The organism is Sphingomonas phoenicis, from assembly GCF_047238005.1.
GTDB lineage: Bacteria > Pseudomonadota > Alphaproteobacteria > Sphingomonadales > Sphingomonadaceae > Sphingomonas.
Genome location: NZ_JBDFMC010000002.1, coordinates 3254883 through 3278591 on the forward strand (window position 1 = coordinate 3254883; position 23709 = coordinate 3278591).

Sequence of the window (23709 nt, forward strand, 5' to 3'; positions counted from 1 at the left end):
ACAATGACCTGCAGGGCTGGCTTTCGTCCGCCGATCGACTGTCCGCGAAAGCTCAATGCTCGCCGCGGACATGCTCCCATACGGCCGAGATGACGACAGAACCCTCGCCGACGGACGATGCCACCCGCTTGGTCGATCCCGCCCGCACATCGCCGACGGCGTAGATGCCCGGTCGCGACGTGGCATAGGGTGACGAAGCCTGCGCCGCCGCGCCCGTAAGGACAAAGCCTTTTTCATCCATTGCGACGAGGTCGGCGAGCCAGCCGGTGTTGGGAGCGGCGCCGACCATGACGAACATGGCGCAGGTATCGATCGTCCGTTCGCCATGCACGTTCCGGATCGTCACGGCCTCGAGAGCATCGGCGCCGTGCAGTGCGGCGACGTGGGCGCCGTACTCGATGGTGATCGCCGGATCGGTCTCCAGCCGGCTGGACAGATAGTGCGACATCGACGTCGCCAGCGTATCCGACCTGACCAAGAGGCGCACATGGCGGGCGATGCGGCTCAGGAACATCGCCGCCTGACCGGCCGAATTGCCGCCGCCGATCACCACGACCTCCGCGTCGTGGCAGAAGCGGGCCTCGTTCTCGGTTGCGGCGTAGTAGATGCCCGCGCCCTCCATCTCCTCCAGTCGCGCGAGGGAGAGGCGGCGGTACTGGACCCCTGTCGCGACCACGACGGCACGGGCGCGAATGCGCTGGCCGTTGCCGAAGGTGGCGCAGAAATCACCCTCAGCCATCTGTTCGAGCGTCGCGACACGGCGTGGCATGACGAAGCGCGTGCCGAACTTCATCGCCTGGATCTCACCGCGCCAGACCAGATCGGCGCCCGAGATGCCGGTCGGAAAACCCATATAGTTCTCGATCCGGCTCGACGTGCCCGCCTGGCCGCCGATCGCGATGTCGTCGACGACCAGCGCCTTCAGCCCTTCGGCTCCCGCATAGACGCCGGCCGCGACGCCCGCCGGTCCGGCGCCGACGATCAGCACGTCGAAGGCACCGTCTTCCGGCAAGTCCTGATCGAGGCCGAGCAGGCGCGCGACCTTCTCCGGCGTGGGGTCGGTAACGATCAGATCGCGGCCGAACACGACGACGGGAGCATCCGGGCCGGTGCCGCAACTGCTGGCGACCGCCGCGGCCTCCTCACTCCCGATCCCATAGGATCGATAGGGCACCCGGTTGCGCGCGGCGAACTCCGCTATCCCTCGGATCGAACGGTCGACATCCTCGCCCACCAAAACGAGCATGCCGTCGCCGGATTCCAGCTGACGCCGACGGCGCGCGGCCAGGACCGTGATGATGATGTCCGACATCTCCGGCACGGCCGACATCAGCCGCAGCATCGCGCGCCGGGGCACCTCGGTCACGACCGTATCGCGGGCCGCCCGCATCGGCATCGACCAACTGCCGCCGGACAGGAGCGATATCTCGGCCATGAACTGGCCCGGGCCCAGCGTCGACGGCACCAGCCGCTCTTGCGTGAACGGATTGACGACCTCGATCTCGCCCTGCTCGACATAGACGAAGCAGTCGGCCGGTGCGCCTATCTCGGCCATCGACGCGCCCTTCGCATAGTGCGCCTGCCGTCCGGCGGCGCGGATGGCCGCGACGTGATCCGGCGCCAGGGGAATTCGCTGCATCTCGCGCAGATCGCGCCCGATCGTTTCCATCGTCACCTCTCGCCCCGACGACTGGCTACCGTGCCCGTCGGCCGCGGGCAACCGGCCTGGACCATGTGCGCCCCGTCGTTGACGCCGTCCGGGCCAGCTTGCACACAGCCCCCGGACGAGCGGGCAAGGGGGACGACTTCGTGCATGCGGCGGCGAATTTCGAGCTGATCATCGGCATGTTCCTGGTGGTGCTGGCCCTCCACTACCTTGCAAGCCGGCTGGCACTGCCGCCGGCGGCGGCGCTGATCGTGGGTGGTTGCGCGGTCGCGTTCATGCCGGGGCTGCAGGGTATCGCGATCGATCCGGAGCTGGTCCTGGTCCTGTTTCTGCCCCCCTTGCTGATGGATGGTGCCTGGTTCACCGCGATCGCACCGTTCCGCCGCCACATGGCGGGCATCCTGTCGTTGGCGGTCGGCGCCGTCCTCTTCACCACGGTGATCGTGGCGCTCGTGGCCAGGTTGCTGATGCCCGAGCTGCCATGGGCGGCCTGTGCCGCGCTGGGTGCGATCCTGTCGCCGCCCGATGCGGTGTCCGCCCGCGCCGTGTTGCAGCGGGTGACACTGCCGCGGCGCCTGATGACCCTGCTGGAGGGCGAGAGCCTGTTGAACGACGCTGCGGGACTGGTCCTCTTCCGGTTCGCGGTCGCGGCAGCGGTCACCGGCAGCTTCAGCCTGGGCGCGGCGACCGGCACCTTCTTCATGCTGGTGGCCGGCGGCATCGCCGTCGGTGCCGCGATCGGCAGCCTTTGGGTGTTCCTGCTTCGTCGGCTGGGCGACGATACCCTGATGATCGCGGCGACCGTGCTGGTGTGCTGGACCGCCTACATCGCCGCCGAACTGTTGCACGTGTCCGGCGTCATCGCCGTCGTCACCGCGGGCCTGACCTGCGGCTGGTATCAGCACGTCGTGTTTAGTGCGAGCGTCCGCATCCGGGCATTGGCGTTCTGGCAGGTACTGGTCTTCCTCCTCGAAGCCGCCGTCTTCCTGCTCATCGGCCTGTCGCTCCGCAGCCTGTTGGACCGGGTCGGTGGACTCGGCATGGTCGTGGACACGATGGCTCTTCCTGTGCTGCTCATCGTCGCCTCGGTCATCGTCGCGCGGTTCCTCTGGATATTCGGTGTCGATGCCGGCTTCGCCGCCGTCCGCCGACTGGGATGGACGCGGCAGCATCCTCTCGGCCCGCGGGCCGCGCTGGTGATGAGCTGGGCGGGGATGCGAGGCGTGGTAACACTGGCGGTTGCGCTGTCATTGCCGGAAGCCATGCCGGCGCGAGACCTGATGCTCGTGACCGCCTTCGTCGTGATCCTCGTCACCGTGCTGTTGCAGGGAACCTCTCTCGCGTGGGTCATACGATGGGCCGAGCCGCCCGAGGACGGCAGCACGCATCCGCCGCTCGATCTCCATGCCGCGGAGACGATGATGTTCCGCGCCCAATTAGTGGCGGTCGAGCGCGAGGCATTGGATGCCGAAGGCGCGGTCATCCATCCCCAGCTGCTGCGACGCTATCGCACGCGGGCGACGGTTGGTGACGCGTTCGACGGGACGGCGGAGGAGCGGAATGCTGCGATCGCCAGCCACTTCGACGTGATCATTGCCGCGGTCGCCGCCGGCCGGGCCGAGCTTGTCCGCCTGCACCGCACCGGCAGCATCGACGACGAGACGCTTCACGACCTGGAGCATGATCTCGATCTGGAAGAGCTGGCCGCCGTGGCGGCGAAGGGCTGATCTGGGTCTAGATGGGTGCGGGATAAGGCTTCCGGCTTGTCCGCATGACGGCAGCCTGTACCCTGTGGCGATGAAGTGCTTCTACAATGGGCACAATCACGGCGGGAGGGATGGCGATGCGCACGATCAGGATGACTCTCGCAGCGGGTGCCGCAGCGATGTCCGTCGCAGCGTCCGGTCAATCCGCACCCGTGCCCGCCAAACGCTCCGGACCGCCGCCAATCGAGGATTACGCAAGGCCACTGACGTTCCCGAAGGAGGATCGCGCGGAGGCGGCCAAGCATTTCAACCGCGCCCGGATCCTCGCCGGTGACGACCTATTCGTCGATTTCGCCCACCGCTGCATCCTCGATGCCCGCTACAAGGCGCGCACGGCGGGCGAGCAATATTACGGCTTCGTCGAACCCCATGCGGTGTTCGACGACCTGTTTTCGGTCGGCCAGATGCTGGTATCCTCCTGGGCGCTGCGTACCAGCGCCGGCATCTTGCTGTTCGACGCGCTGAACAATGAGACCGAGGCTCGGGAGATCATCGTCCCCGGCCTGCGGCGCATGGGCCTGAAGCCGGAGGACGTTAAGTACCTCGTTCTCACCCATTCCCATCCCGATCATTATGGCGGTGCGCGCTATTTTCAGCGGACCTACGGTACCCGGATCATCTCGTCGGGGATCGACTGGAACGCGATGGAAGCGCCGGACCGGTTGAAGGTGCCGGGCTGGGGCGATCCGCCCACACGCGACATCACCGTCGTCGACGGGCAGACGATGACGATCGGCGGCACGCCCATCACCTTCTACATCACCCCGGGGCACACCGTCGGCACGGTATCGACGATCTTCCCTGTCACCGATCGGGGCCGCAAGCATGTCGTCGGCTTCTATGGCGGGCTCGGCCTGCCGATGACGGCGGAGCTGCGTGCGCAACAGGTCCGGTCCATCGCACGCTGGGTGGACATCGCGCGAACGGCGGGGGTCGACAGCCAGATCGGCAACCACCCGCTCCATTACGAGGGGCTCGAGCGGCTCGAGATCCTCCGTTACCGCCAGCCGAACCAGCCGAACCCCTTCGTCGTGGGCGCCGACACCTACCGACGATACATGCAGATGCAGTCCGAGTGCGTCCGCCTGTGGGTCGCGCGGAACGGGGAGTCGCAGCCCTGACCCGATACCCGCGTTCTGCTCATATCCTCGTGACACGGTAGGACGATAAGCATAAGCCTCTGTGAAGAAAAGAAGAACGGGAGGGTAGAGAGCATGTCGACGTTGCGACGAACCGCCGGCTTTACGTTGGCCGCCATCACCCTGCTGGGGGCGGCGCCGGTGCCGCCATCCCGACCGCCGATCACCGGCATCTCGCATCTGGCGGTCTATGCTCGCGATCTCGACAAGGCCGATCATTTCTACAGCCACGTGCTCGGCGCCAAGAAGGGGAGCGATCCGGAGAACCCTGCCGGCGTCCGCTACTATCTGAGTGGTCGCCAGTTCGTCGAGGTTCTGCCAGCCGGAGTGCGGCAAGGCCCGAGCATGCTGGCGCATGTCGCCTACACGACGACGGACGCGTCGGCGCTGCGGGCGTGGATGGCCGCGCGCGGGCAGGGTAAGCTGGGCGCGATCATGCGTGGGCCGGAGGGCGACCTGTGGTTTGCGACAAACGACGCGGAAGGCAACGAAGTCCAGTTCGTCCAGCCGGGCCGCAGGAGCGCTGCGGCGGTGCCCGGTGCGATCAGCGGCCGCATCATCCATGTCGGCTATGCCGTGCATGATCGTGCCAGGCAGGACGGATTCTATCGGCAGTTGCTCGGTTTCCGCCCCTATTGGTTCGGCGCGTTCCAGCCAGACAAGGTGGACTGGGTGTCGCAACAGGCACCGAACGGGCGTGACTGGCTGGAGTACATGATGATCGGACCGGGTTCGGACGTGCCGCTGGAGAAGGTCGATGCGCGGCAGCTCGGCGTCCTCAATCACCTGTCGCTGGGCGTACCCAACATGCAGGCGGCGGTGACGACCCTGTACAAGGAGGATCGGTTGAGCCCGCGCCACGACGGACCGCAGATGGGCCTGGACGGCAAGTGGCAGGCCAACCTCTACGATCCCGACGGTACCCGTGTGGAACTGATGGAGTTCCAGCCCGTAACGAAGCCGTGTTGCTCATCGTTCACGGCCGAGAGCCCGACGGAATAGATGCACGCTTTCGGCACGGACGGTGCGCCCGCCGTCCGTGCGGCTCACCGTTGCAACCAGTAGGTGACGACGAAACATGCGATCGTCAGCACGATCATGGCCACGATGAAGCAGGTGTCGGCCACCCGCTCCAGCCAATGCAACCGCATCACCGACTGCACCCGCAACGCGAAGTAGGACGACAGCATCGCCGCGAGGAACAACACCGCATCGATCGTCAGCAGGTCGTCGGCCAGAGTGTGGACATGCCGGGCGCTGATCGCGACCTGGATGATGCCGATCGCCGTCAGGCAGACGCCGACCATCGCCGCCGCGATCGGGCAGATCAGCCGGCACGTCCGGTCGTCCAGAGAGGTCCGGCGGCGGCCGTGGCGGGCGGGCGTGGTCACCGGCCCGTCCCGGCGGTAGCGGTCGTGCTGCTCGTCATGCCGGTGCCATGACCGATGTGGCGATACCCGGCACTGGCCGGTTCGTGACGGATCGGTAATGTGCCGCCCACCCGCCCGGTACGGCCGGCACGCTATGGGTGATCGTCGCGCCGGTGGCGGCGCCCGCCTGTGCGGTCACGAGCACCAGGGTCTTGGCGGGTACGCGCGAGGATGGGAGTGAGGCGATGACGAAGATCTTGGTGGTCGAGGACGATGCGGCGACCGCCGACTTCATCGCGAAAGGGTTGGAAGAGGCCGGCTTCGTCGTAGATCGGGCCGCCACCGGTCGCGACGGGCTCTTCCTGGCAACCGACGGCAGCTATGGCTGCATCGTGCTCGATCGCATGCTGCCGGGAATCGACGGAATGGCCGTGCTCGCCGGCATGCGCGGGGCCGGCATCGTCACGCCGGTCATCATCCTGTCCGCGCTAGGCGCGCCCGAGGATCGGGTCCGGGGGCTGACCGAAGGCGCCGACGACTATTTGACCAAGCCCTTTACCTTTGCCGAGCTTCACGCGCGCATCGCGCTTCTCGTCCGCCGCGGCGCCGCCGCGACCGGTGGCGTACCGCAGACTGTGTTGCGCCACGACGATCTGGAGATGGACCTGCTGTCGCGCCGGGTCCGGCGGTCTGGCCGACCGGTCGAACTGCAGCCGCGCGAGTTCCGGCTGCTGGAATTCCTGCTGCGCCATGCCGAACAGGTCGTCACCCGCACCATGTTGCTTGAGGGCGTGTGGGACTATCACTTCGATCCGGGCACGAACGTCATCGATGTCCATCTCAGCCGCTTGCGTCGCAAGGTCGACGACGGATTCGGCTACCCGCTCCTCCACACCGTCCGCGGCGTCGGATACCGGCTTGGTTCGACGGCATGAGGCGCACCGGCACGACCACCCGGCTTGCCATCCTCGTCTTCGGTTTCCAGGTGGTCACCGCCAGTCTGCTGCTCGCGGGGCTGGGCGCCTATGTCCGCTGGAACGTGACCGCGCGGGCAGATGCGGCTGCGCAGCTGCTGCGCGACGATCTGCTGTCCGTCTACGCGCGGGACGGACTGCCGGCGCTGGCCAGCACGATCGTTGGCCGCACTACGCGTCGCTCCACACCGGGCGCGGTTATCCTGCTCGCCGATCGCAACTATGTTTTGATCGCGGGCACACTGGCCGATTGGCCAAGCGGGGTAAGAGTGTTCGGGCCGCCCATCCGCGCCACCCTCCATCGCACCGGCCGGAACGAAGCGGCGATGCGTGTCATGGCCACCCGGCTGCCTGATGGCTCCCACCTGCTGACCGGCATGGTGATGGAAGGAGAACAACGCGCCTTGGCGGTCGTCGGCGAGGCCAGCCTTGCCGCACTGGCGCTGGCCGTGCTGCTTGCGCTGGGCACCGCGCTGATCGCCGCCCGCCTGTTCGCCGCGCAGCTGGCAGAACCGGTGGAGGCACTGGAGGCGGCCCGACGTGGCGACCTATCCCACCGGGTCGTGGACGATGGCGGGCGGGACGCCTTCGCCTCGCTCGGCCGCGTGGTCAACGCCACGCTCGACCGGCTACAGGGCCTCATCGCCGAGCTGAAGCTGGCGACCGATGCGCTTGCGCATGACCTGAAGTCGCCGATCACCCGGTTGCACGCCGCGCTCGACCATGTCGGCCGCGCGCTGGATGATCCCGACCGGGCAGCAGCCGCGCTGCGCCGCGCTCAAGATGAGGGCATGCGGTTGCTGGGCGTCGTCGAAACCGCCCTCAGCATCAGCCGGGCCGAGGCGGGGATCGGCCGGGAAGGATTTCGGCCGGTCGATCTCGCCGCGATGATCGACGATCTTGCCGAAATCTACGGCCCGCTGGCTGAGGATGCGGGGCGCGCGATCACGGTCGATCGTACCGACGCATTTGAACCCGTGTCGATCCATCGCGAGTTGCTCGGGCAGGCATTGGGCAACCTGATCGACAATTCGCTGAAATACGGTGGCGGAACGATCCGCCTGACGCTGGATCGCTCGCCCGGCGGTGTCCGCGTCGGCGTCGTCGATCGCGGCGGGGGTATCGCCGGGAGTGACCGGGCGGCGGCGTTGCGCAAGTTCGGCCGGCTCGATTCCGCACGGGGCGGCACCGGTGCCGGGCTTGGTCTCTCACTCGCCGCGGCCGTCGCGCATCTCCACAACGGCGATCTCACGCTGGACGATGCCGATCCGGGGCTGGCTGCGTACATCGTGCTGGGCGCGCAGGGATAGGGGCCGGCGGATTAGCGCACGTCTCCGGCGGAGCACGGCCGAAGATACGGGGTGGCCGGAGGCGGCATACTCATAAACGAGCCGGTACGCCGGCTCACTCGGCGGCGGCAGAGCGGAAGGCGAGCGGCTTTGTCCAGGTGGCGATGGGCTGCAAAGTGTGCTTGTCCGCCAACGTCCGCCCGTTCAATCTCACAGTCATCGAGCGTCGCGGTCGGTTGACTGGCAACGCCTCTCGCCGTTTGCATTCGGCGAGGTCCGGGATTGGCGGGCGGTCACAAGGAAGGATGCCGTCATGACGATCACGCGCCGTACCGTTTTGGCTGGGACCGCAGGTGTCGCCGGAGCCGCAACGACGATTGCCTCGTCGAATGTCGCCGCCATGGCGAAAGGAGCCAACCCGGCGGGTCTGCGCCTGCTGACTTCCACCGACGGCGCGTTCACCCCGCCCCGTGGGACGCCGGTGATGAAGTTCAGCTTCTCCAATCCCGAGCCATCGATCGAATTCGGTGGTTTGTTGTTCGGGTTCGAGGTCATCACTTTCGAGAATAATTATGGCATCGATCCTGCGCTGGTAACTGTGCAGCGGACAGGCGACCGGTTGCTGCTGACGGTCAGCGGGCTGACCTGGGCGGGGGGGACCCGCAAGCGATCGGGTTCGCTGACCGCCACGCTGATCAAGACTCCGGCGGGCGCGTTCGAGTGGCAGGTGTCTGCCACGATGGATCTACCGATCAAGTCGATCAAGACGATCGTACGCGGCCTTCCGCGCGGGCGGCTCTCCATGTCCGCAAACGAGTGGAGTGAACCGGACGAGAGCGACCACGTCTTCGAATATCCCGCCTTGATGGGCGGAATGGCGACGCCGCTGGTGGCGATCGAAGCGCCGGACAAGCGCGTCTGGGGTATTTCCGCGCTGCAGACGGAAGTCCGCCCGGCACGGTTCGCCTTCCTCGCCGGACCAAATGGATACAAAACGGAACTGCTATACGAGCAGGCGGGCTGGGAGCGGAGCGGACAGGTGACGACCTGCCGCTGGCGTATCGCCGTGGCAAGCGACTTCGCGGGTGTGGCGCGTCCACATTTCGAGATGGTCGAGGCGGCCTGGCGCATCCCCGCGCTGCTCGAGCGCAGGGACGCGCCCGAGTGGGTCAAGCACCTTGGGCTGGTGCTGGCGCTGCACGGCGAGCATTGGACGGGCTATGTCCTCAACGATTTCGATCGTCAGCTGGAGATCCTGCGCTGGACGGCCAGGCAGATCGACCCGCGTAATGTCATGGTCTTCCTGTCGGGTTGGGACGGACGCTATTACTGGGACTATCCCAACTTCACCATCGGCAAGGCCGTGGGCGGCGAGGCTGCATTCCGGCGCCTCGTGACGGAGGGGCGGAAGCTCGGTTTCCGCTTCGCACTGATGTTCGGAACCAACATCGCCAATCCCGCCTGGTCCGATTTCGATCGGATCGCCGACGCGCAATTGCGAACCATCTACGGCGTTCCGTTCGCGTCCGATTACGTCGATTGGGACGGAGACCGGAAAGGCGATGCTTACATGGTCTTCATGAACGTGGCGGTGAAAAGCTGGCGGGATCACCTGAGGTCGCGAATCTCGGGCATGCTGTCACGGTATCCGATCGACGCCTATTTCCTCGATATCTGCGGTTTGTGGGAGAATAATCTGCAGGGCGATCAACAGGTTGGTACTCGGATGCTGGTCGAAGAACTGGCCATCGCACATCCGGGCGTCATGCCCATCGCCGAGATGGCCTATGACGCGATGATGGGATTTATCCCGATGAACCAGGTAGCGCGGTATCCGCTGTTCCCCGAGGCGAGCTTCGGCAAGGTCGCATCGTTCAGCCATCTCAGCCGCGCGGCACCGGGGCGTGGCTCCAGCGGCGTTCACGAGATCGGCTTCACGACCTATCGCCCGGTGACGATCGACCAGCGCCAGATTCCGACGATAACCTTCGTGGACGATACGTTCACTGCACAGCGCGACCTGGTGATGAAGGAAATCGCGACGGCGAAGTTGCGGTTCGCCGCTCGCCGACAGCGAACGTAATTATCGCATCGGCTGCAATCGGCCGCCGAGCGCTTCGGAGGCACGCCTTGAGATCAAGATCTCCATGCCAAGTCAGTTAGTTATAAAGAGGGTGAATGGAGTGTTCACTTACTTGTAGAGCCAAGCGTTAAGGCGTTTTTTACCGACGTCCGATTAGGTGATCCCGAACCTGCCATCGGGATAACACCATTGACCGTCGATTTCTTGCGTCTCGGAGCACTGCGTGGCTCCTCAAGGCTCCCGGGTGCGCTGCGAGCCGCTACCCTGCTCGGATGCGTCGTACTGTCCGCCTGCGGCGGAGGTGAGGCGGCCACGACGGATGCGGGCATCACCGTCGTCTCGGCGGAGCCGGTACCGGTCGCGACTCCAACTCCTACGCCGACCCCATCGCCGACATCGGGCACGTTCGCGTGGTGTTCGGTTGAGGGAGGCAAGTGCGAGTTCGAGGGTACTGGGACGGTACGTTTCGGGACGGATACGCAGTACATCACGGCGACGGCGACCGGATCGATGGCGTGCACGAACGCGGCGTTCGGGACGGATCCGGCACCGGGAGTGGTCAAGCAGTGCTGGGCCAGCACGAAGGTATTGGGAGCGACGGCAGGTGTGTCGCGTCCATTTCAGCTGGGTGTGAACCTGGTGAGCGGGGTGTACTGGTCGGGCGAGCAGGTGTTCGCCAACCTTGCGACGTCCGACGAGTGGGCAGCGGAGTTCAATCCCGACGAGTTCGGCAACATCACCATCCCGGCCGGCCGGACGGCGCGGCGCCTGCTGCACCCGCCTGTCGAGGTGCTGAACCATACGGCCAAGGTCGATATCGTCTGTACATGGAACGGCGGTGCGAAGGCTTTCCTGGATGGCATGCACCGTGGCACGAAGCCGTGGAGCACGGTGCCGGGCAAGCTGACCTTCGAGTGGAACGGCCTGGCCCCTGATGCCGGGAACAACACCTGGATCGACTTTCGGGAGGGTAATGTCGCCGATCTGAAGTGCCTGGACATCAAGGCGGACCCGAAGCAGGTCTTCAGCGCGGAGTTCCGCGAGAGCATCAAGCCATTCTCGGTTTTGCGTAACCTCGACATCAGCCCGGCCAACGGCAATCCGCGAGCCGATCAGATCGTCTGGAACACCCGCACTCGTCCCGAGTCGATTGATCAACTGCGCAACGGCCATGTCAGCTACGAACTGTTTGTCGACCTGAACAACAGCAACAAGTCGTCGCCGTGGTTCACGCTGCCGTATAACGCCAGCTCGGCCTATCTGCGCAGCTTCGCGCAGATGGTCCATGACCGCCTCGACCCCAGCCTGCCAGTCTATGTCGAGTTGTCCAACGAGGTCTGGAATTCGCAGTTCGGCGCCAATGCCGATGCACGGCGGGAGGGCATGGCGGCCAAGCTCAACGACAACGAGTGGATCGCCGGCCACCTCGCCTATGCAGCGAAGTTCAAGGCGGCGATGGCGGTGATCGCCGACGTGTTCAAGGATCGGCCCGGCCAGCTGGTCCGCGTCTATGGCGCGTGGTCGCCCAGCCCGTGGCATACCGAACTGGCGTTCAACGAGGGCAAGATCGCCGGTTCGGTCGATGCCGTCGCGATCGCACCCTATTTCGGCCATGACCTGCCCAGGGAACTGGCCGGCGTCACCGACCGGACCCAGCGCATCGCCGCGCTCAATCGTGCCGTCGACAAGTCGCTCGGCGAGATGGCCGCGCAAAAGGCCATCACCAACAAGTACGGCGTGCGCCTCATCACCTACGAGGCCGGCCAGCACATCGTCGGCGGCGACAACAACCTGATGGCCGATCTGAACCGGGACCCGGCCATGTACGACGCCTACAAGCGCTACATCGGCGCCTGGCGCGACACCGTCGGCGACCTGATGACGATGTACAACACCACCGGCAGCATCAGCCAGTACGGTGCCTGGGGCATGCGCGAATATGCCGGGCAGCCACTCGCCCAAACCCCCAAACGACGCGCCGCACTCGAGTTCGGACGCAAGTAGAACAGACAAGGGGCCGGCAATCGCCGGCCCCTTTTACTTTAAACCAAATGGACTTATTTCCGATACGTATACATCCGACGACTCATTGCCGAAGGTGTGCCGGCTGGCCCGATTTGAACTTACCTAAATTTATCCACCTTGGGCAGGACCGCCTAGCGCGTGCACTCGTAACCTAGGGAAAATCTCGTCGAGTGGCTTCGTATCGGGCATGATGTAGACATAGCCACCCTTCTTCTGAAATAAAGGCTTCAGAAACTTGCCGTAGAACATCTTCGGCACGTTGATACACCCGAAGGTGATCCTGTTGTCATCCGAAGTAGGAGAGAGCATCCGTTCGCGGCGATTTTCCCTCTTGGCCGAGTCAGCGGGTATCGGGTGGATCGCGACAGAGGTGGCGTAATCAACCCAGAGAATTCGTTCGCGGCCGAATGCAAGTCCGAACTTCGCCAAAAATCGGCCCGCCGGCGTTGTCTTCTCGGCAGGTCCTATCTCGCCAAGCTTTTTGCTGCCTATGCCTGGGCTCGCCTCGTCCCCCATAGCTATGCCAACCAGCGCCGGCACACTGGCCAGTAGCCGTCCACGCGCGTCAAAGAGGAACACCGCGCCGTTCACCTTGTCGACGATGGCATAAGGCATAGCGTGGTTATCGCTGGAGCTTGCAATCCAATCGGCCACCTGCCGTGCCGAATCCGCCAAGGCAATCGACGGAGGGACATCGGTCGCAACAGGCAGAATTGAGGACTGCGCGGAGACTGGCCCGGACATCACCGTACAGACAAGCCCAACAATGATCGACAACCCCCGCGTCATCTACCCTCTACATATTACCATTGCTGGTCGTTCCTTATGGAAACGACCAGCACGGCTGATAGATACTTAATCACTGATCGAAGATTGTCGTTCAGTTGCGCGGACGCTTGCGCCTGGACTCCTGCGCTTGCAGCCGCTGCTCGACCCCGTCCATGCGACCATTCAGCTGATCAAGCCGCTGTCCGCTGTTCTGCAGTTGTCCCGATGCCGCCTGTGCTTCCGCCAGTGCGGCCTTGGCCGTGCCGTCGGTTTCCTGCAACTTCGCCTCGAGCGTGTCGACGCGCTGGCTTACCGGCGCGATCTGCTCGCGGACATAGGATTTCGACGCGCAGCCGCCGAGACCCATCGCTGCCATCAGGATAACCCCAGAAGCTGCCTTTGATACCAACGGATGCATGATGCTGTTCCAATCGTTAACCATTCGGAACAACCAAAGCCCAGGATAGATGTTCCCACAATCGATTCCGGATCGACGGTGCATCTTCCCCGATCAATGGACGCGAGCGGATGTGCCGGTATTGCGGCTGACCCTACGGTGAACGCTATTTTCTGCCACGCTGGGGGGCAAATGGATCGAGCGGGATACCGCTGGCTTGGTTCTTCTTCCCGGATTGCCACAGCCCGCTCGTTTGCTTGGCGACGCAGCCCCGCAAGGCTGCCACCGCGACGCCGCTGCCGTCCAGCGCCAGCCGTTCCACCGGAACGTTGCCGCGCGAGATGCTCAGGGTGCGCGAGCCGGCGAAATATGCAGGAAACTTCGATTCGAAGGTCGAGACGAATCCCTGCTTGCCGTTGGTTGCTATACCGACCGCGAAATGAGCCGGATACGCTCCAGTGGAGAGGCGGAAGGTCAGCTTCAGCCGATCGCGTGCCTCGATCGACCAATTTGCATTGAGGACAGACAGGTGGTTCGTGCCATCGGTGTCGAGACCCAGCAACAGCGTCGTCTCTCCGGCATGGTCGTATTTCCTGCTGAGGAAGCATCCTTTCCCGTCCTTGCTCTCCGCCACCGTCCAGCCGCTCACATTCCGGGAGACATAATCGCGTCCTGCCGCAGCCGTCGTGAAGCTTATGGAAAGCAGGCAGGTCGCCAGCAAGACGGCGCTCTTCATGACGCTATCACCCCTATGATCGATCGCTGCGAAACCGGCACGGGCGATGTCCTTTCGTGAATGTGACGAGCAGCGGCATTCAAGGCTTAGGAACGCTTTCAACGACCGGGCTGCGTCAGCGCATCCGTCATATCCATCAATCGCCTGGCCGCATCCCGATCGGCAGGGTCGTTGAACGTGACGTCGACATCGGGGGCCGCGTTCAACGTGTAGAGCAACGTCCACAGCGCGAACCGCCGTGCACGGTCGCGTTCAAGCCCCAGATCGACCTGCATATGCTCTATTCCGGCGACGATAGCCGGCTCGGGTACGGTGCCGAGATCGTCGGTGCCGAAATAGCGACGCATCTGATCGGCGAAGTCCATGGCTACCGATCGTCTACGCGTCGCTGAAAAGCGGCATCGTCATCGCACGCCAAAACCAGCGACGCTTGTCTCGCCGGCGTCCGTACGCTCACGACCGGCCAGGACGTTCTCCAGTTCCTCGAGGGTGTGCGGCACATCCACATATTGTCCACCCAGAAAAAGGCGAGTGCCGTCACCTTCCGGCAGGGCGTGGGTAAGCTTATCGATATCGATCAGTGCCTTGCCCGACGGCAGCATTTCCATCTGAACGAAGCGCATCGCCTTCTCCACCCTTGAGCCATTTCGCCGGCGGCCACCGGCGCTGGGGCGGCATGCCTCCAAGCACCAGCGGCTACCGTTCGCCGAAATCAGGCCTTCTTCATCGACTTGACCGCGTGATCGGCCGCACGGGCGGTCAGCGCCATGAAGGTAAGGGATGGATTGACGCACGACACAGATGCCATCTGCGCGCCGTCCGTCACGTAGAGGTTGCTGGCCTCGTGCGCCTGACTCCATCCGTTGAGGACGGAGGTGCGCGGATCGCGTCCCATACGTGCACCACCCATTTCGTGGATCGCGTCGCCCGGGACGTGTTCATCCTCGTTGCTCTTCACGTTGGCGAGGCCGGCGCCCTTGAGCATCGCTTCACCCTGAGCCCGTGCATCCGCCATCATCTTCAATTCGTTCTCACGGAACGTGACGTCGAACCGCATCAGCGGCACGCCGAACCGGTCGACCTTCGTGGGATGAAGCGATACGCGGTTGTCGGCATAGGGCAGGCACTCACCGAAAGCGGTCATGCCGAATTTCCAGGGACCGTATTTGCGCATGCCGTGCTTCATCGACGCACCGAAACCGACGGGGCCGGCGGGTTCACGGCGAGCACTGCCCTGATAGCCATAGCCGCGCTTGAAGCCGACGCCCTCGTCACCCCCGATATTGCGAAACCGCGGGATGTAGACGCCGCCGGGTCGACGACCATATTCGATCAGGTCCTGCATGCCCGGCATGTCGCCGGTGATGCCGACGCGGAAGATGTGGTCCATCACATAGCGGCCCAGCGTGCCGCTGGTGTCGAAATGGCTCCGACCGCCGCCAGGTGCCCGCGAGTTCATCAGGATCTGCGTCGAGGCGATCGCCGATGCGCACAGGAAGACGAGATCGGCCGGTACCATCTCTGCCTGCCCCGTCTTGGCATCGATGAACCGCACCCCGGTGACCCGCTTGCGCTTTGCGTCATATTCCAGGTTGGTGACCACCGCATCCGACCGCAACGTCAGTCGGCCAGTCGCCCTGGCAGCCGGCAGCGTCACTGCCTGAGTGGAGAAATAGGCGCCGAACGAGCAGCCGTTGCTGCATTGATTGCGGAACTGGCACTTGGTGCGGTTCTGGTCCGGCTTGTCCTCGGTCATGTTGGACAGGCGCGTGTTGATCAGCTTGCGTCCGGGGAACTGGGTCTCCAGCCGCTGCTTTAGCCAAGTCTCGGCCACGTTCATCGGGATCGGGGGCTGGAACTCGCTGTCGGGCAGGTATGGCAGGTTTTCGCGCGAGCCCGACACGCCGATGTACTTCTCGACATAGCTGTACCAGGGCGCGACGTCGTCGTACCGGATCGGCCAGTCGCCATCGATGCCGTCGCGCTTGTTCGCCTCGAAATCCTCCGGGCTCCAGCGAAACGACCAGCGTCCCCAGATCAGCGATTTACCGCCAACCGCGGCAGGGCGGATCCAGTAGAACTTGCTGCCCTCGTCGAACGCATAAGGGTTCAGACGATCGTCGTTGTAGAAGCCCTGGTTGCTGGGCGAGACATAGCCGTGCTTGGCGATGAAATAGTCGCTCTCCATCAGCTGGGGCGGCATCATGTTGCGTGCCGGCACCTCATAGGCGGGCTTGCCGTCATACGGATAGCCCTCGCCATGCTCTACCATCTTGCCACGGTCGAGCATGAGGACGCGCAGACCCTTCTCGGTCAATTCCTTCGCGGCGAAACCGCCGCTGACGCCCGAGCCGATGACGATCGCGTCGAATCTGTTGGTCGCAGCCATGATATTCCTTCCCGCGGAGTTGGTCAGAAACGCAGCGCGCGGAGCGTCTGGAAGCTGGTGGTGATATCGGGAAGATAGGGCGCCGGCGCCTCATCGTTCTCGACATAGAAGTGGCGGACGCCGGCACCGCCCTTGCGCCTGAAGAGGGCTGCGAAGTCGGTCTTGCCTGCGCCGACCGCGGTCATGCTGCCGTCAGGACGCGCATCCTTGACGTGATAGGCGTACAGCCGGCTGCCGAGGCGATCGATCAGCGCGCCGGGATCGACGCCTGCATGGCCAACCCAGTAAAGGTCGAGCTCAACCTTGACGAGGGCTGGATCGGTTTCCTTGAGGAAGCGATCGTACAAGCTGACGCCGCCCGGCTTGATCGTGAATTCGAAATCGTGGTTATGATACGCGAATCCCAGCCCCGCCTTCTTCAGGTCGGCGGCGAAGCGATTGAAGTTGGGCATGGCCGCCTGCCACGCGGCTTCACTGCGATGCTGGTCGGTCATGTAGGGCAGGACGACGGTGTCGGCGCCGAGCGTCTTGGCCATCGTGACCGACTTGTCGAAATTCTGGAGCAGCGCGTCATAGCCGATATGAACCGACGGAGCGCGCAGGCCCAGGCGGTCCATCGTCTTGCGCAGCATCGCGTGATCCATGGCGTCGTAGCCGCCACCGCCGAACTCGACCTCGCGATAGCCGATCCGTGCGACCGACTGGAGCGTCGCGACCGGATCCTTCTGGAACAGCTCGCGCACCGTGTAGAGCTGCAAGCCGATCGGGCCGAGGCGGGCGGCAGAGGCGATCCCGGCGAAACCGAGGGCGGCGACGCCGCCGGCACCGGCGAGCAGGTTCCTGCGATTAAGGATCATGCGCTGTATACCTTGTTGACCTGGGAGTAGGGGAAGGCACCGTTATATTCGCCCGGCACCGGCAGATACTCGCGTTCCTGCGTGATGCCGATCTCGGACGTGTAGTAGCCGGTGATGACGAGCTGGCGGAACGCCTCGAAGAACGCGGGGGCGGATGCCAACTGGCGGTTCATCGCCAGCGTCAGCAGCGCGTCCTGCTGTACAGGGGTCGCCCGTGCCGCTGGGACCTTGTAGTCCTGCAGGCTGCGCGCCTCGATTGCGTCCAGCCCCGCAAGGATCGGAACCCGATCGGCGGGCAGCGACCAATCGGCCAGCAGCTTCTCGATGAACGCCGGCACACCGGCGGCGATGGCACCCGGCGTGTCGGTGGTGGGGATGATGCGCTCGCTCAGCGCGGTCATCAACGTGCGCTGGGCCGGGGTGAAGACCGCGACGGTCGGTGGCCCCTCGCTGATGGGCGGTATGCCGGCGGCGGGGGCGACACCGGCGGCGCGAGCGATCGGCGCAAACAGCGCCGTACCGAACATCGCCGCCACGCCGGCCAGGGCAGTCCTGCGATCGATCACTTGGCGTTTTCCTTCAAATCCTGCGCAATGGCCGCGGCGGCCAGCGGTCGAACCCATATGTTGCGAAAGGCGACGGGGGAATCATGGTCCTGCAGCCTGATCGGGGCGGCATCGGCATGCGCCTCGTAATGCGCCACCTGCCGCCAGATCGTGGTGCCGAGCATCGCCTGATGGTTCTGCACGACGACGCCGTTCAACAGCGCGGTGACATAGGCCGGGCGGAGCAGCTTGCCGTCGGTACCGAAGCGGGGACGCTCGAACACGATGTCATAGGTCTGCCATTCGCCTGGCTTGCGCGCGGCATTCACCAGCGGCGGTTTCCAGCCATAGACGGCACCCACGGTGCCATCGGCATAGGTCGGGTTCTGGTAGCCGTCGAGGATCTGCACCTCGTAACGTTGCATAAACCAGATGCCGCTGTTGCCACGATCCTGCGAGGTCTTGGTCGGCGGATTGGGCGAGCGGAATTCCAGATGGAGCTGGACGTCGCCGAAGCTCGCCTTCGTGTTCAGATTGTTCTCGCCGCCGCTGCTGGCGCGCGACGGGATGACGAGCGCACCGTTCTGGACGGGCCACGGCTTCCGTTCCGCCTGCCAGGCGTCGGTGGAGCGACCGTCGAACAGAATGGTCGCATCCGCCGGCGCTCCGCCCGGCTGGCCGGCAGGGGTGACGACGGCCGGTGCGGGGCGATCGGCGTCATGTACCCGCCACTCGCCGCCGGGCAGCATCGGCGTGTCCTTGAAGCCCGGCTTGTCCTGCGCAGTGGCGGACAATGCCAGCAGCGGAGCCACGACCGCCGACAGCCCGGCGATCCTGCGGATGATTGTCATGCTCTCCCCCTTCTCATACCTGGTCGATCGCGCGGTAGGCAGCGATCAGCCGTTCTTCGCCGACCCGCCCGTCCGTGGCGTTGCCATGTTCCATGCCGATCACCCCGGTATACTTCCTTGCGCGCAACCATTTGACGATGGTGGCATAATTGATCTCGCCTGTCGTCGGTTCGTTGCGTCCGGGATTGTCGCCGAACTGAATGTAGCCGATCTCCGCCCAGCATGCCTCCAGCGCAGGAATGAGGTTCCCGGACTGAATCTGCTCGTGGTACAGATCCGCCAGGATCTTCACGGCCGGGCTGTTCGCACCGCGAGCGACGGCGTAACCCTGCGCGATCGTCTGCATGTACACGCCGGGATGATTGGTGCGGGTGTTGAGCGGCTCCATCACCATCGCGATGCCGTGCGGCGACACGATATCGCCGGCACGGCGCATCACGTCGATAACACGTGCCGTCTGGATATCGATCGGCACCTTCGGGTCTAGGAAACCGGTAACCACCGTCATCCTGTTCGCGTTCAGTCGTTTGGCGACGGGAACCGCATTGCGGATATCCGCCAGAAATGCCTCACGCTCCGACCCGTCGTTCGCACCCAGGAGCGGCCGCGATCGTGCCCATTGCGGCATGCTCGCAACGAAGACGCCCATCGTCATCCCGCGCTGGGTCAGCGCCTTGGCCATCGCCTCCTGCTCGGCCACGGATCGGCCGGCAGCCTCGTTGTCTTCCCAGGCGGTGAAGCCCTGATCGGCGGCAAAGGCGATTTGCTCGAGACGGCCACCGCGGCTGGCAAAGCTGCCTTCGTGGGGCGCATATCCCAGAGAGAAATGCGCCGCGTTGGACCGGCGCCCCTGCGCAAACACCAGCCCCGACGCTGCGGATGCGGCAGCGCCAGCCGCGATCAGGGAGCGGCGCGACACCTTCACCGCATCACCACAGAGGCCGCCGATCGGCTCACTTCGCGCCTTCGGCCTTCAGATACGCGATGATCGCTGCCCGCTTGACAGGATCCGGCATGGCGATCGGCATGCGGGTGCCGGGTACCTTCTTGGACGGAGCGGTGAGATACTCGCCCAGCGTCTTTTCGTCCCAACGCAGCTTCGACGCCTTCAACGCCGGCGAGTAGTTGAAGCCGGGTGCAGCGGCCGCCGGCCGTCCGACGACGCCGTACAGATTGGGGCCGATACCGTTGCGACCGCCCTTGTTCACCGTATGGCAGGCGCGACATGCCGCGAAGGCGGGCGGGGATGCCGCCGGTGCCGTCTGGGCGATGGTGGGCACGGCAACGGCGAGCAACGTCGCCGCGGCAGCGCTGCCGACAGTCAGTCCGATCATCAGCTTCATTCACACTCTCCCGGATCGACGTCCGTCCACTTGCGATCGGACGCCGCATTCTCGATAACGGCCTCGATAAAGGCCATGGTACGCAGCCCGTCGGCAGCGCCCGGATACCAGCTGTCGCCGTCCTCGTCACCGCGAATAGTGGCGGCGAAGGCACGGTAAAGGTTGGCGAAAGCCTCGATATACCCCTCTGGATGACCCGCAGGTGTACGAAGCAGGCCGACCGTTCGCGCATCAAGGCCTGGCCCGCCGGCCCGCACGACCTCTGCCGGGCGATCGAGCCAGCGCAGCGTCAGGCTGTTCGGTTCCATCTGGGCCCATTCCAGTCCGCCACGCTCGCCATGGATGCGCAGCTTTAGCCCGTTCTCCTCGCCGGCCGCGACCTGGCTGGCCTTCAACGTACCGCGCGCGCCGCCTTCGAACCGGAGTAGCGCGCTGACATCGTCGTCGAGCCGACGGCCGGCGACATGGGCGGTCAATTCCGCAGCTACCGATGCGACCTGAAGGCCCGATACGTGCTCGGCCAGCTGGAAGGCGTGGGTACCGATATCGCCCAGGCAGCCGCCCAGCCCGGCACGTGCGGGATCGGTCCGCCATTCCGCCTGCTTGTTGCCGTCGGTGTCGATCGGCAGGCTGAGCCAGCCTTGCAGATACTCGACCTGCACCAGCCGGATCTTGCCCAGGTCACCCCGCGCGATGCGGATCCGGGCCTCTTCCACCAGCGGGTAGCCGCTATAGGTGAAGGCCAGGGCGAAATGGCGGCCGCTGGCGGTCGCGGCGCTGGCAATGGCACGCGCTTCGGCCGCACTCATCGCCATCGGCTTTTCGCAGAAGACGTGGAATCCTGCCTCAAGCGCGGCAATCGCCATCGGTGCATGCAGATGGTTGGGGGTGACGATCGCCACCGCGTCGATCCGCTCCCCATCGGGCAGCGCACGCTCGCCGGCGATCATCGCGTCCAGCGAAGCATAATTGCGAGCGGGGTCGAGGCCGAGCAGGTCGCCGCTCCGGCGGCTGCGGTCGGGATCGGTGCTGAACGCACCGGCCGTCAGCCGCCAGTCGCCGTCCAATGCCGCAGCCTTTCGGTGGATGGCGCCGATGAACGCGCCTTCGCCGCCACCGGCCATGCCAAGGCGAAGCGGATGCCGCACCATCGTTATGCCTCGTCCGCCGGCAGACCCAGGATCGATCGGATGGCACCCCGATCGATGCCGCTCTTCGCGAAATCGTCGAACGGGTGATCGGTCAGGTGGATGATGTGGTCGCGAATGAAGGGCGCACCTTCACGGGCACCGTCCTCACTGCGCTTCAATGCGCATTCCCATTCGAGCACCGCCCAACCGTCATAGCCATACTGTGCCATCTTGCTGAAGATCGAAGAGAAATCGACCTGTCCGTCTCCTAGCGAGCGGAAGCGGCCAGCCCGATCGACCCAATCCTGGTACCCGCCATAAACGCCCGACCGACCTGTCGGGTTGAACTCCGCGTCCTTGACGTGGAAGCAGGAAATGCGGTCGTGATATCGATCGATGAAGTCGAGATAGTCGAGCTGCTGCAGCACGAAGTGCGACGGATCGAAGAGCAGGCGCGCGCGCGGATGCTCGCCAACGGCGGCGAGGAACCGTTCCCACGATGCACCGTCATGGACGTCTTCGCCGGCATGAACCTCGAACGCGCAGTCGACGCCGGCTTCCTCGAACACGTCGAGGATCGGCACCCAGCGACGGGCGAGCTCCGCGAACGCCTCCTCGACCAGCCCGGCGGGTCGCTGCGGCCAGGGATAGACATAGGGCCAGGCGAGCGCGCCGGGGAAGGTGGCATGGGCGGTCAGGCCCAGATTGGCACTGGCACGCGCCGCGAGCTTGACCTGCTCGACCGCCCACGCCTGGCGCGCGGCCGGCTTGCCGTGTACCTCGGGCGGGGCGAAGCCGTCGAACAGCGTGTCGTACGCGGGATGGACCGCCACCAGCTGACCCTGAAGGTGGGTCGACAACTCGGTGACGGCGATGCCGTGCTTCGCCAGCATGCCCTTCAGGTCGTCGCAGTAACCGCGGCTCTCCGCTGCCTGACGCAGGTCGATCAGCCGGTCGTTGCAGGGGATCTGAACCCCGACATAGCCCAGGGCCGAGGCCCACTCGGCCAGATTCTCCAGCGTATCGAACGGTGCCGCGTCGCCCAGAAACTGCGCCAGGAAGATACCCGGTCCCTTCATTGCCGTCATGCTGCGGCCTCCGTCTTTCCATTGTCCTTGAAGGTGAGCTGGAACAGGAGCGCGATGCACGCCGCGGCGATCGCGGGATACCACCACATGCCCTGCCAGTCGGCGATGGTCGGCGTCGCCGGCAACTGCGCATAGAGCGCCGCGCCGATCTGCGAACCCAGCAGCATGCCGACGCCGTAGGTGAACAGGGTCAGCATGCCCTGCGCCTGCGCATTGACGCCCTTCGGCGTAGCGATCGTTCCCGTGTAGATCGCACCGGCGACGAAGAAGAAGTCGTAGCATACGCCGTGCAGGGCGACCCCCAGATACACGGCCCACAGCCCCGATCCGCCGTCCCCGATGGCGAACAACGCATACCGCAGTGCCCAGGCGGCCATGCCGACGAGCAGCAGCGGCTTCACTCCAAAGCGGCGATACAGCCACGGCATCGAAAACATGAAGACCAGTTCGGACATCTGCCCGATCGCGAGCGTCCCGCCGACGTTGGTGATGCCCGCCGCCCCGACATATGGCGAGGCATAGGCGTAATACATCGCCAGCGGGATCGAGATCAGGGTCGCGCACAGGATGAAGATCAGGAACGAGCGCTGCTTCAGCAGTCCGAACGCCTCGACGCAGAATACCTGGCGGATCACGCTCTCGTCGCGCGGGGCATCGGCCTCGACGTTGGGCAGGGTGAAGCTGTAGAGGCCCAGCACGATCGAGACCACGGCGGCGACCTGGAAGATCGCCGGACTGGCGGACAGACCGGCCCAGCCGATAATCAGGCCAGCCGCGATCCAGCCCAGCGTGCCGAACGCCCGCACGAACGGGAAGTTGTCGGTGCGCTCGCCGAAACTCTTCAGCGCGATCGTGTTCGCGAGGCCGACGGTCGGCATGTAGAGGATCATGTAGCCGAGCAGCAGCCAGACGAAGGTCGTGCCGTTCTCGGGCGTCACCAGGGTCGGCAGCATGAACAGGATCGCGCCGCCGAGCAGATGGAGGATCACCATCAGCATCCGGGGTGCGACATAGCGAGCGGCGGCCATGCCGAGCAGGAACGACCCGACGATCGACGCGATCGGCCCGACCGAAAAGGCGTTGCCGATAAGGTTGCCGATGCCGACCGTCTGCATGACGAGGCCGAGCGTGACGTTCCACGCGCCCCAGATGAAGAACTGCATGAACATCAGCGCACTGAGACGCGCCGTCAGCCGGCCGTCAGTCGCAACTTTCGCCGTGTGCACGGCACCTTCCGCAATGGCCATCCGCCATTCCCCTCCGTCGCAGTTGACCTGCTTAATGGGTGCAAGG

The 23709-nt window shown here is 64.9% G+C and carries 23 protein-coding genes; 7 read left to right on the forward strand and 16 right to left on the reverse strand.

The window, feature by feature from the left end:
• Window positions 1-52: 52 nt before the first annotated feature.
• Entirely contained in the window at window positions 53-1669 is a 1617-nt protein-coding gene (locus ABC319_RS16420) for an FAD-dependent oxidoreductase (protein ID WP_413071251.1), read from the reverse strand.
• Window positions 1670-1809: 140 nt separating this feature from the next.
• Here ABC319_RS16420 and ABC319_RS16425 point away from each other — a divergent pair, with 140 nt between their 5' ends.
• From ABC319_RS16425 to ABC319_RS16435, 3 genes are all read left to right on the forward strand, one after another.
• Window positions 1810-3393, forward strand: coding sequence for a Na+/H+ antiporter (locus ABC319_RS16425; RefSeq protein WP_413071252.1), 1584 nt, complete (start codon window positions 1810-1812; stop codon window positions 3391-3393).
• Between the two features lie 116 nt (window positions 3394-3509).
• Complete coding sequence (locus ABC319_RS16430; protein ID WP_413071253.1) at window positions 3510-4553, forward strand: MBL fold metallo-hydrolase; 1044 nt, start codon at window positions 3510-3512, stop codon at window positions 4551-4553.
• Between the two features lie 93 nt (window positions 4554-4646).
• Window positions 4647-5573 carry a VOC family protein gene (locus ABC319_RS16435; protein ID WP_413071254.1) on the forward strand — a complete coding sequence of 309 codons (927 nt, stop codon included), beginning with the start codon at window positions 4647-4649 and terminating at the stop codon, window positions 5571-5573.
• A 44-nt stretch (window positions 5574-5617) separates the two neighbouring features.
• Here the strand turns inward: ABC319_RS16435 and ABC319_RS16440 are convergent, their stop codons facing one another.
• Window positions 5618-5962 (reverse strand): hypothetical protein, encoded by a 345-nt coding sequence (locus ABC319_RS16440; RefSeq protein WP_413071255.1) that lies wholly within the window; start codon window positions 5960-5962, stop codon window positions 5618-5620.
• A 224-nt stretch (window positions 5963-6186) separates the two neighbouring features.
• On the opposite strand from ABC319_RS16440, the gene ABC319_RS16445 reads away from it, so the two are divergent.
• The 4 genes from ABC319_RS16445 (at window position 6187) to ABC319_RS16460 (ending at window position 12291) form a co-directional block, all read left to right on the forward strand.
• Window positions 6187-6876: a winged helix-turn-helix domain-containing protein gene (locus ABC319_RS16445; protein WP_413071256.1), complete on the forward strand. Its 690-nt coding sequence runs from the start codon at window positions 6187-6189 to the stop codon at window positions 6874-6876.
• Entirely contained in the window at window positions 6873-8225 is a 1353-nt protein-coding gene (locus ABC319_RS16450) for a sensor histidine kinase (protein WP_413071257.1), read from the forward strand. Before ABC319_RS16445 ends, ABC319_RS16450 begins: the two co-directional genes overlap by 4 nt.
• A gap of 292 nt (window positions 8226-8517) precedes the next feature.
• Entirely contained in the window at window positions 8518-10287 is a 1770-nt protein-coding gene (locus tag ABC319_RS16455; protein ID WP_413071258.1) for a hypothetical protein, read from the forward strand.
• 510 nt (window positions 10288-10797) lie between these two features.
• Window positions 10798-12291, forward strand: a complete 1494-nt coding sequence (locus tag ABC319_RS16460) for a hypothetical protein (protein ID WP_413071259.1) — start codon at window positions 10798-10800, stop codon at window positions 12289-12291.
• Between the two features lie 129 nt (window positions 12292-12420).
• On the opposite strand, the gene ABC319_RS16465 is transcribed toward ABC319_RS16460, so the two are convergent.
• From ABC319_RS16465 to ABC319_RS16530, 14 genes are all read right to left on the reverse strand, one after another.
• Window positions 12421-13056: a hypothetical protein gene (locus tag ABC319_RS16465; protein ID WP_413071734.1), complete on the reverse strand. Its 636-nt coding sequence runs from the start codon at window positions 13054-13056 to the stop codon at window positions 12421-12423.
• A gap of 136 nt (window positions 13057-13192) precedes the next feature.
• The gene (locus tag ABC319_RS16470) at window positions 13193-13456 is read right to left on the reverse strand and encodes a hypothetical protein (protein ID WP_413071260.1); all 264 of its coding nucleotides are present in this window, start codon (window positions 13454-13456) and stop codon (window positions 13193-13195) included.
• Between the two features lie 187 nt (window positions 13457-13643).
• Window positions 13644-14213, reverse strand: a complete 570-nt coding sequence (locus ABC319_RS16475) for a hypothetical protein (protein WP_413071261.1) — start codon at window positions 14211-14213, stop codon at window positions 13644-13646.
• A gap of 98 nt (window positions 14214-14311) precedes the next feature.
• Window positions 14312-14578: a hypothetical protein gene (locus tag ABC319_RS16480; RefSeq protein WP_413071262.1), complete on the reverse strand. Its 267-nt coding sequence runs from the start codon at window positions 14576-14578 to the stop codon at window positions 14312-14314.
• 39 nt (window positions 14579-14617) lie between these two features.
• Window positions 14618-14836: a hypothetical protein gene (locus ABC319_RS16485; RefSeq protein WP_413071263.1), complete on the reverse strand. Its 219-nt coding sequence runs from the start codon at window positions 14834-14836 to the stop codon at window positions 14618-14620.
• Between the two features lie 89 nt (window positions 14837-14925).
• Window positions 14926-16602: a GMC family oxidoreductase gene (locus ABC319_RS16490; protein ID WP_413071264.1), complete on the reverse strand. Its 1677-nt coding sequence runs from the start codon at window positions 16600-16602 to the stop codon at window positions 14926-14928.
• A gap of 23 nt (window positions 16603-16625) precedes the next feature.
• The gene (locus tag ABC319_RS16495; RefSeq protein ID WP_413071265.1) at window positions 16626-17459 is read right to left on the reverse strand and encodes a sugar phosphate isomerase/epimerase family protein; all 834 of its coding nucleotides are present in this window, start codon (window positions 17457-17459) and stop codon (window positions 16626-16628) included.
• Entirely contained in the window at window positions 17456-18025 is a 570-nt protein-coding gene (locus tag ABC319_RS16500) for a gluconate 2-dehydrogenase subunit 3 family protein (protein ID WP_413071266.1), read from the reverse strand. The genes ABC319_RS16495 and ABC319_RS16500 overlap by 4 nt, the downstream gene beginning before the upstream one ends.
• Window positions 18022-18855: a 3-keto-disaccharide hydrolase gene (locus ABC319_RS16505; RefSeq protein WP_413071267.1), complete on the reverse strand. Its 834-nt coding sequence runs from the start codon at window positions 18853-18855 to the stop codon at window positions 18022-18024. Before ABC319_RS16505 ends, ABC319_RS16500 begins: the two co-directional genes overlap by 4 nt.
• 13 nt (window positions 18856-18868) lie before the next feature.
• Complete coding sequence (locus tag ABC319_RS16510) at window positions 18869-19774, reverse strand: hydroxypyruvate isomerase family protein (RefSeq protein WP_413071268.1); 906 nt, start codon at window positions 19772-19774, stop codon at window positions 18869-18871.
• Between the two features lie 34 nt (window positions 19775-19808).
• Window positions 19809-20198 (reverse strand): c-type cytochrome, encoded by a 390-nt coding sequence (locus tag ABC319_RS16515; RefSeq protein WP_413071269.1) that lies wholly within the window; start codon window positions 20196-20198, stop codon window positions 19809-19811.
• Window positions 20195-21349, reverse strand: coding sequence for a Gfo/Idh/MocA family protein (locus tag ABC319_RS16520; RefSeq protein WP_413071270.1), 1155 nt, complete (start codon window positions 21347-21349; stop codon window positions 20195-20197). The genes ABC319_RS16515 and ABC319_RS16520 overlap by 4 nt, the downstream gene beginning before the upstream one ends.
• 2 nt (window positions 21350-21351) lie before the next feature.
• Window positions 21352-22416: a sugar phosphate isomerase/epimerase family protein gene (locus ABC319_RS16525; protein WP_413071271.1), complete on the reverse strand. Its 1065-nt coding sequence runs from the start codon at window positions 22414-22416 to the stop codon at window positions 21352-21354.
• Window positions 22413-23642: an MFS transporter gene (locus tag ABC319_RS16530; RefSeq protein ID WP_413071272.1), complete on the reverse strand. Its 1230-nt coding sequence runs from the start codon at window positions 23640-23642 to the stop codon at window positions 22413-22415. Before ABC319_RS16530 ends, ABC319_RS16525 begins: the two co-directional genes overlap by 4 nt.
• Window positions 23643-23709: the final 67 nt, after the last annotated feature.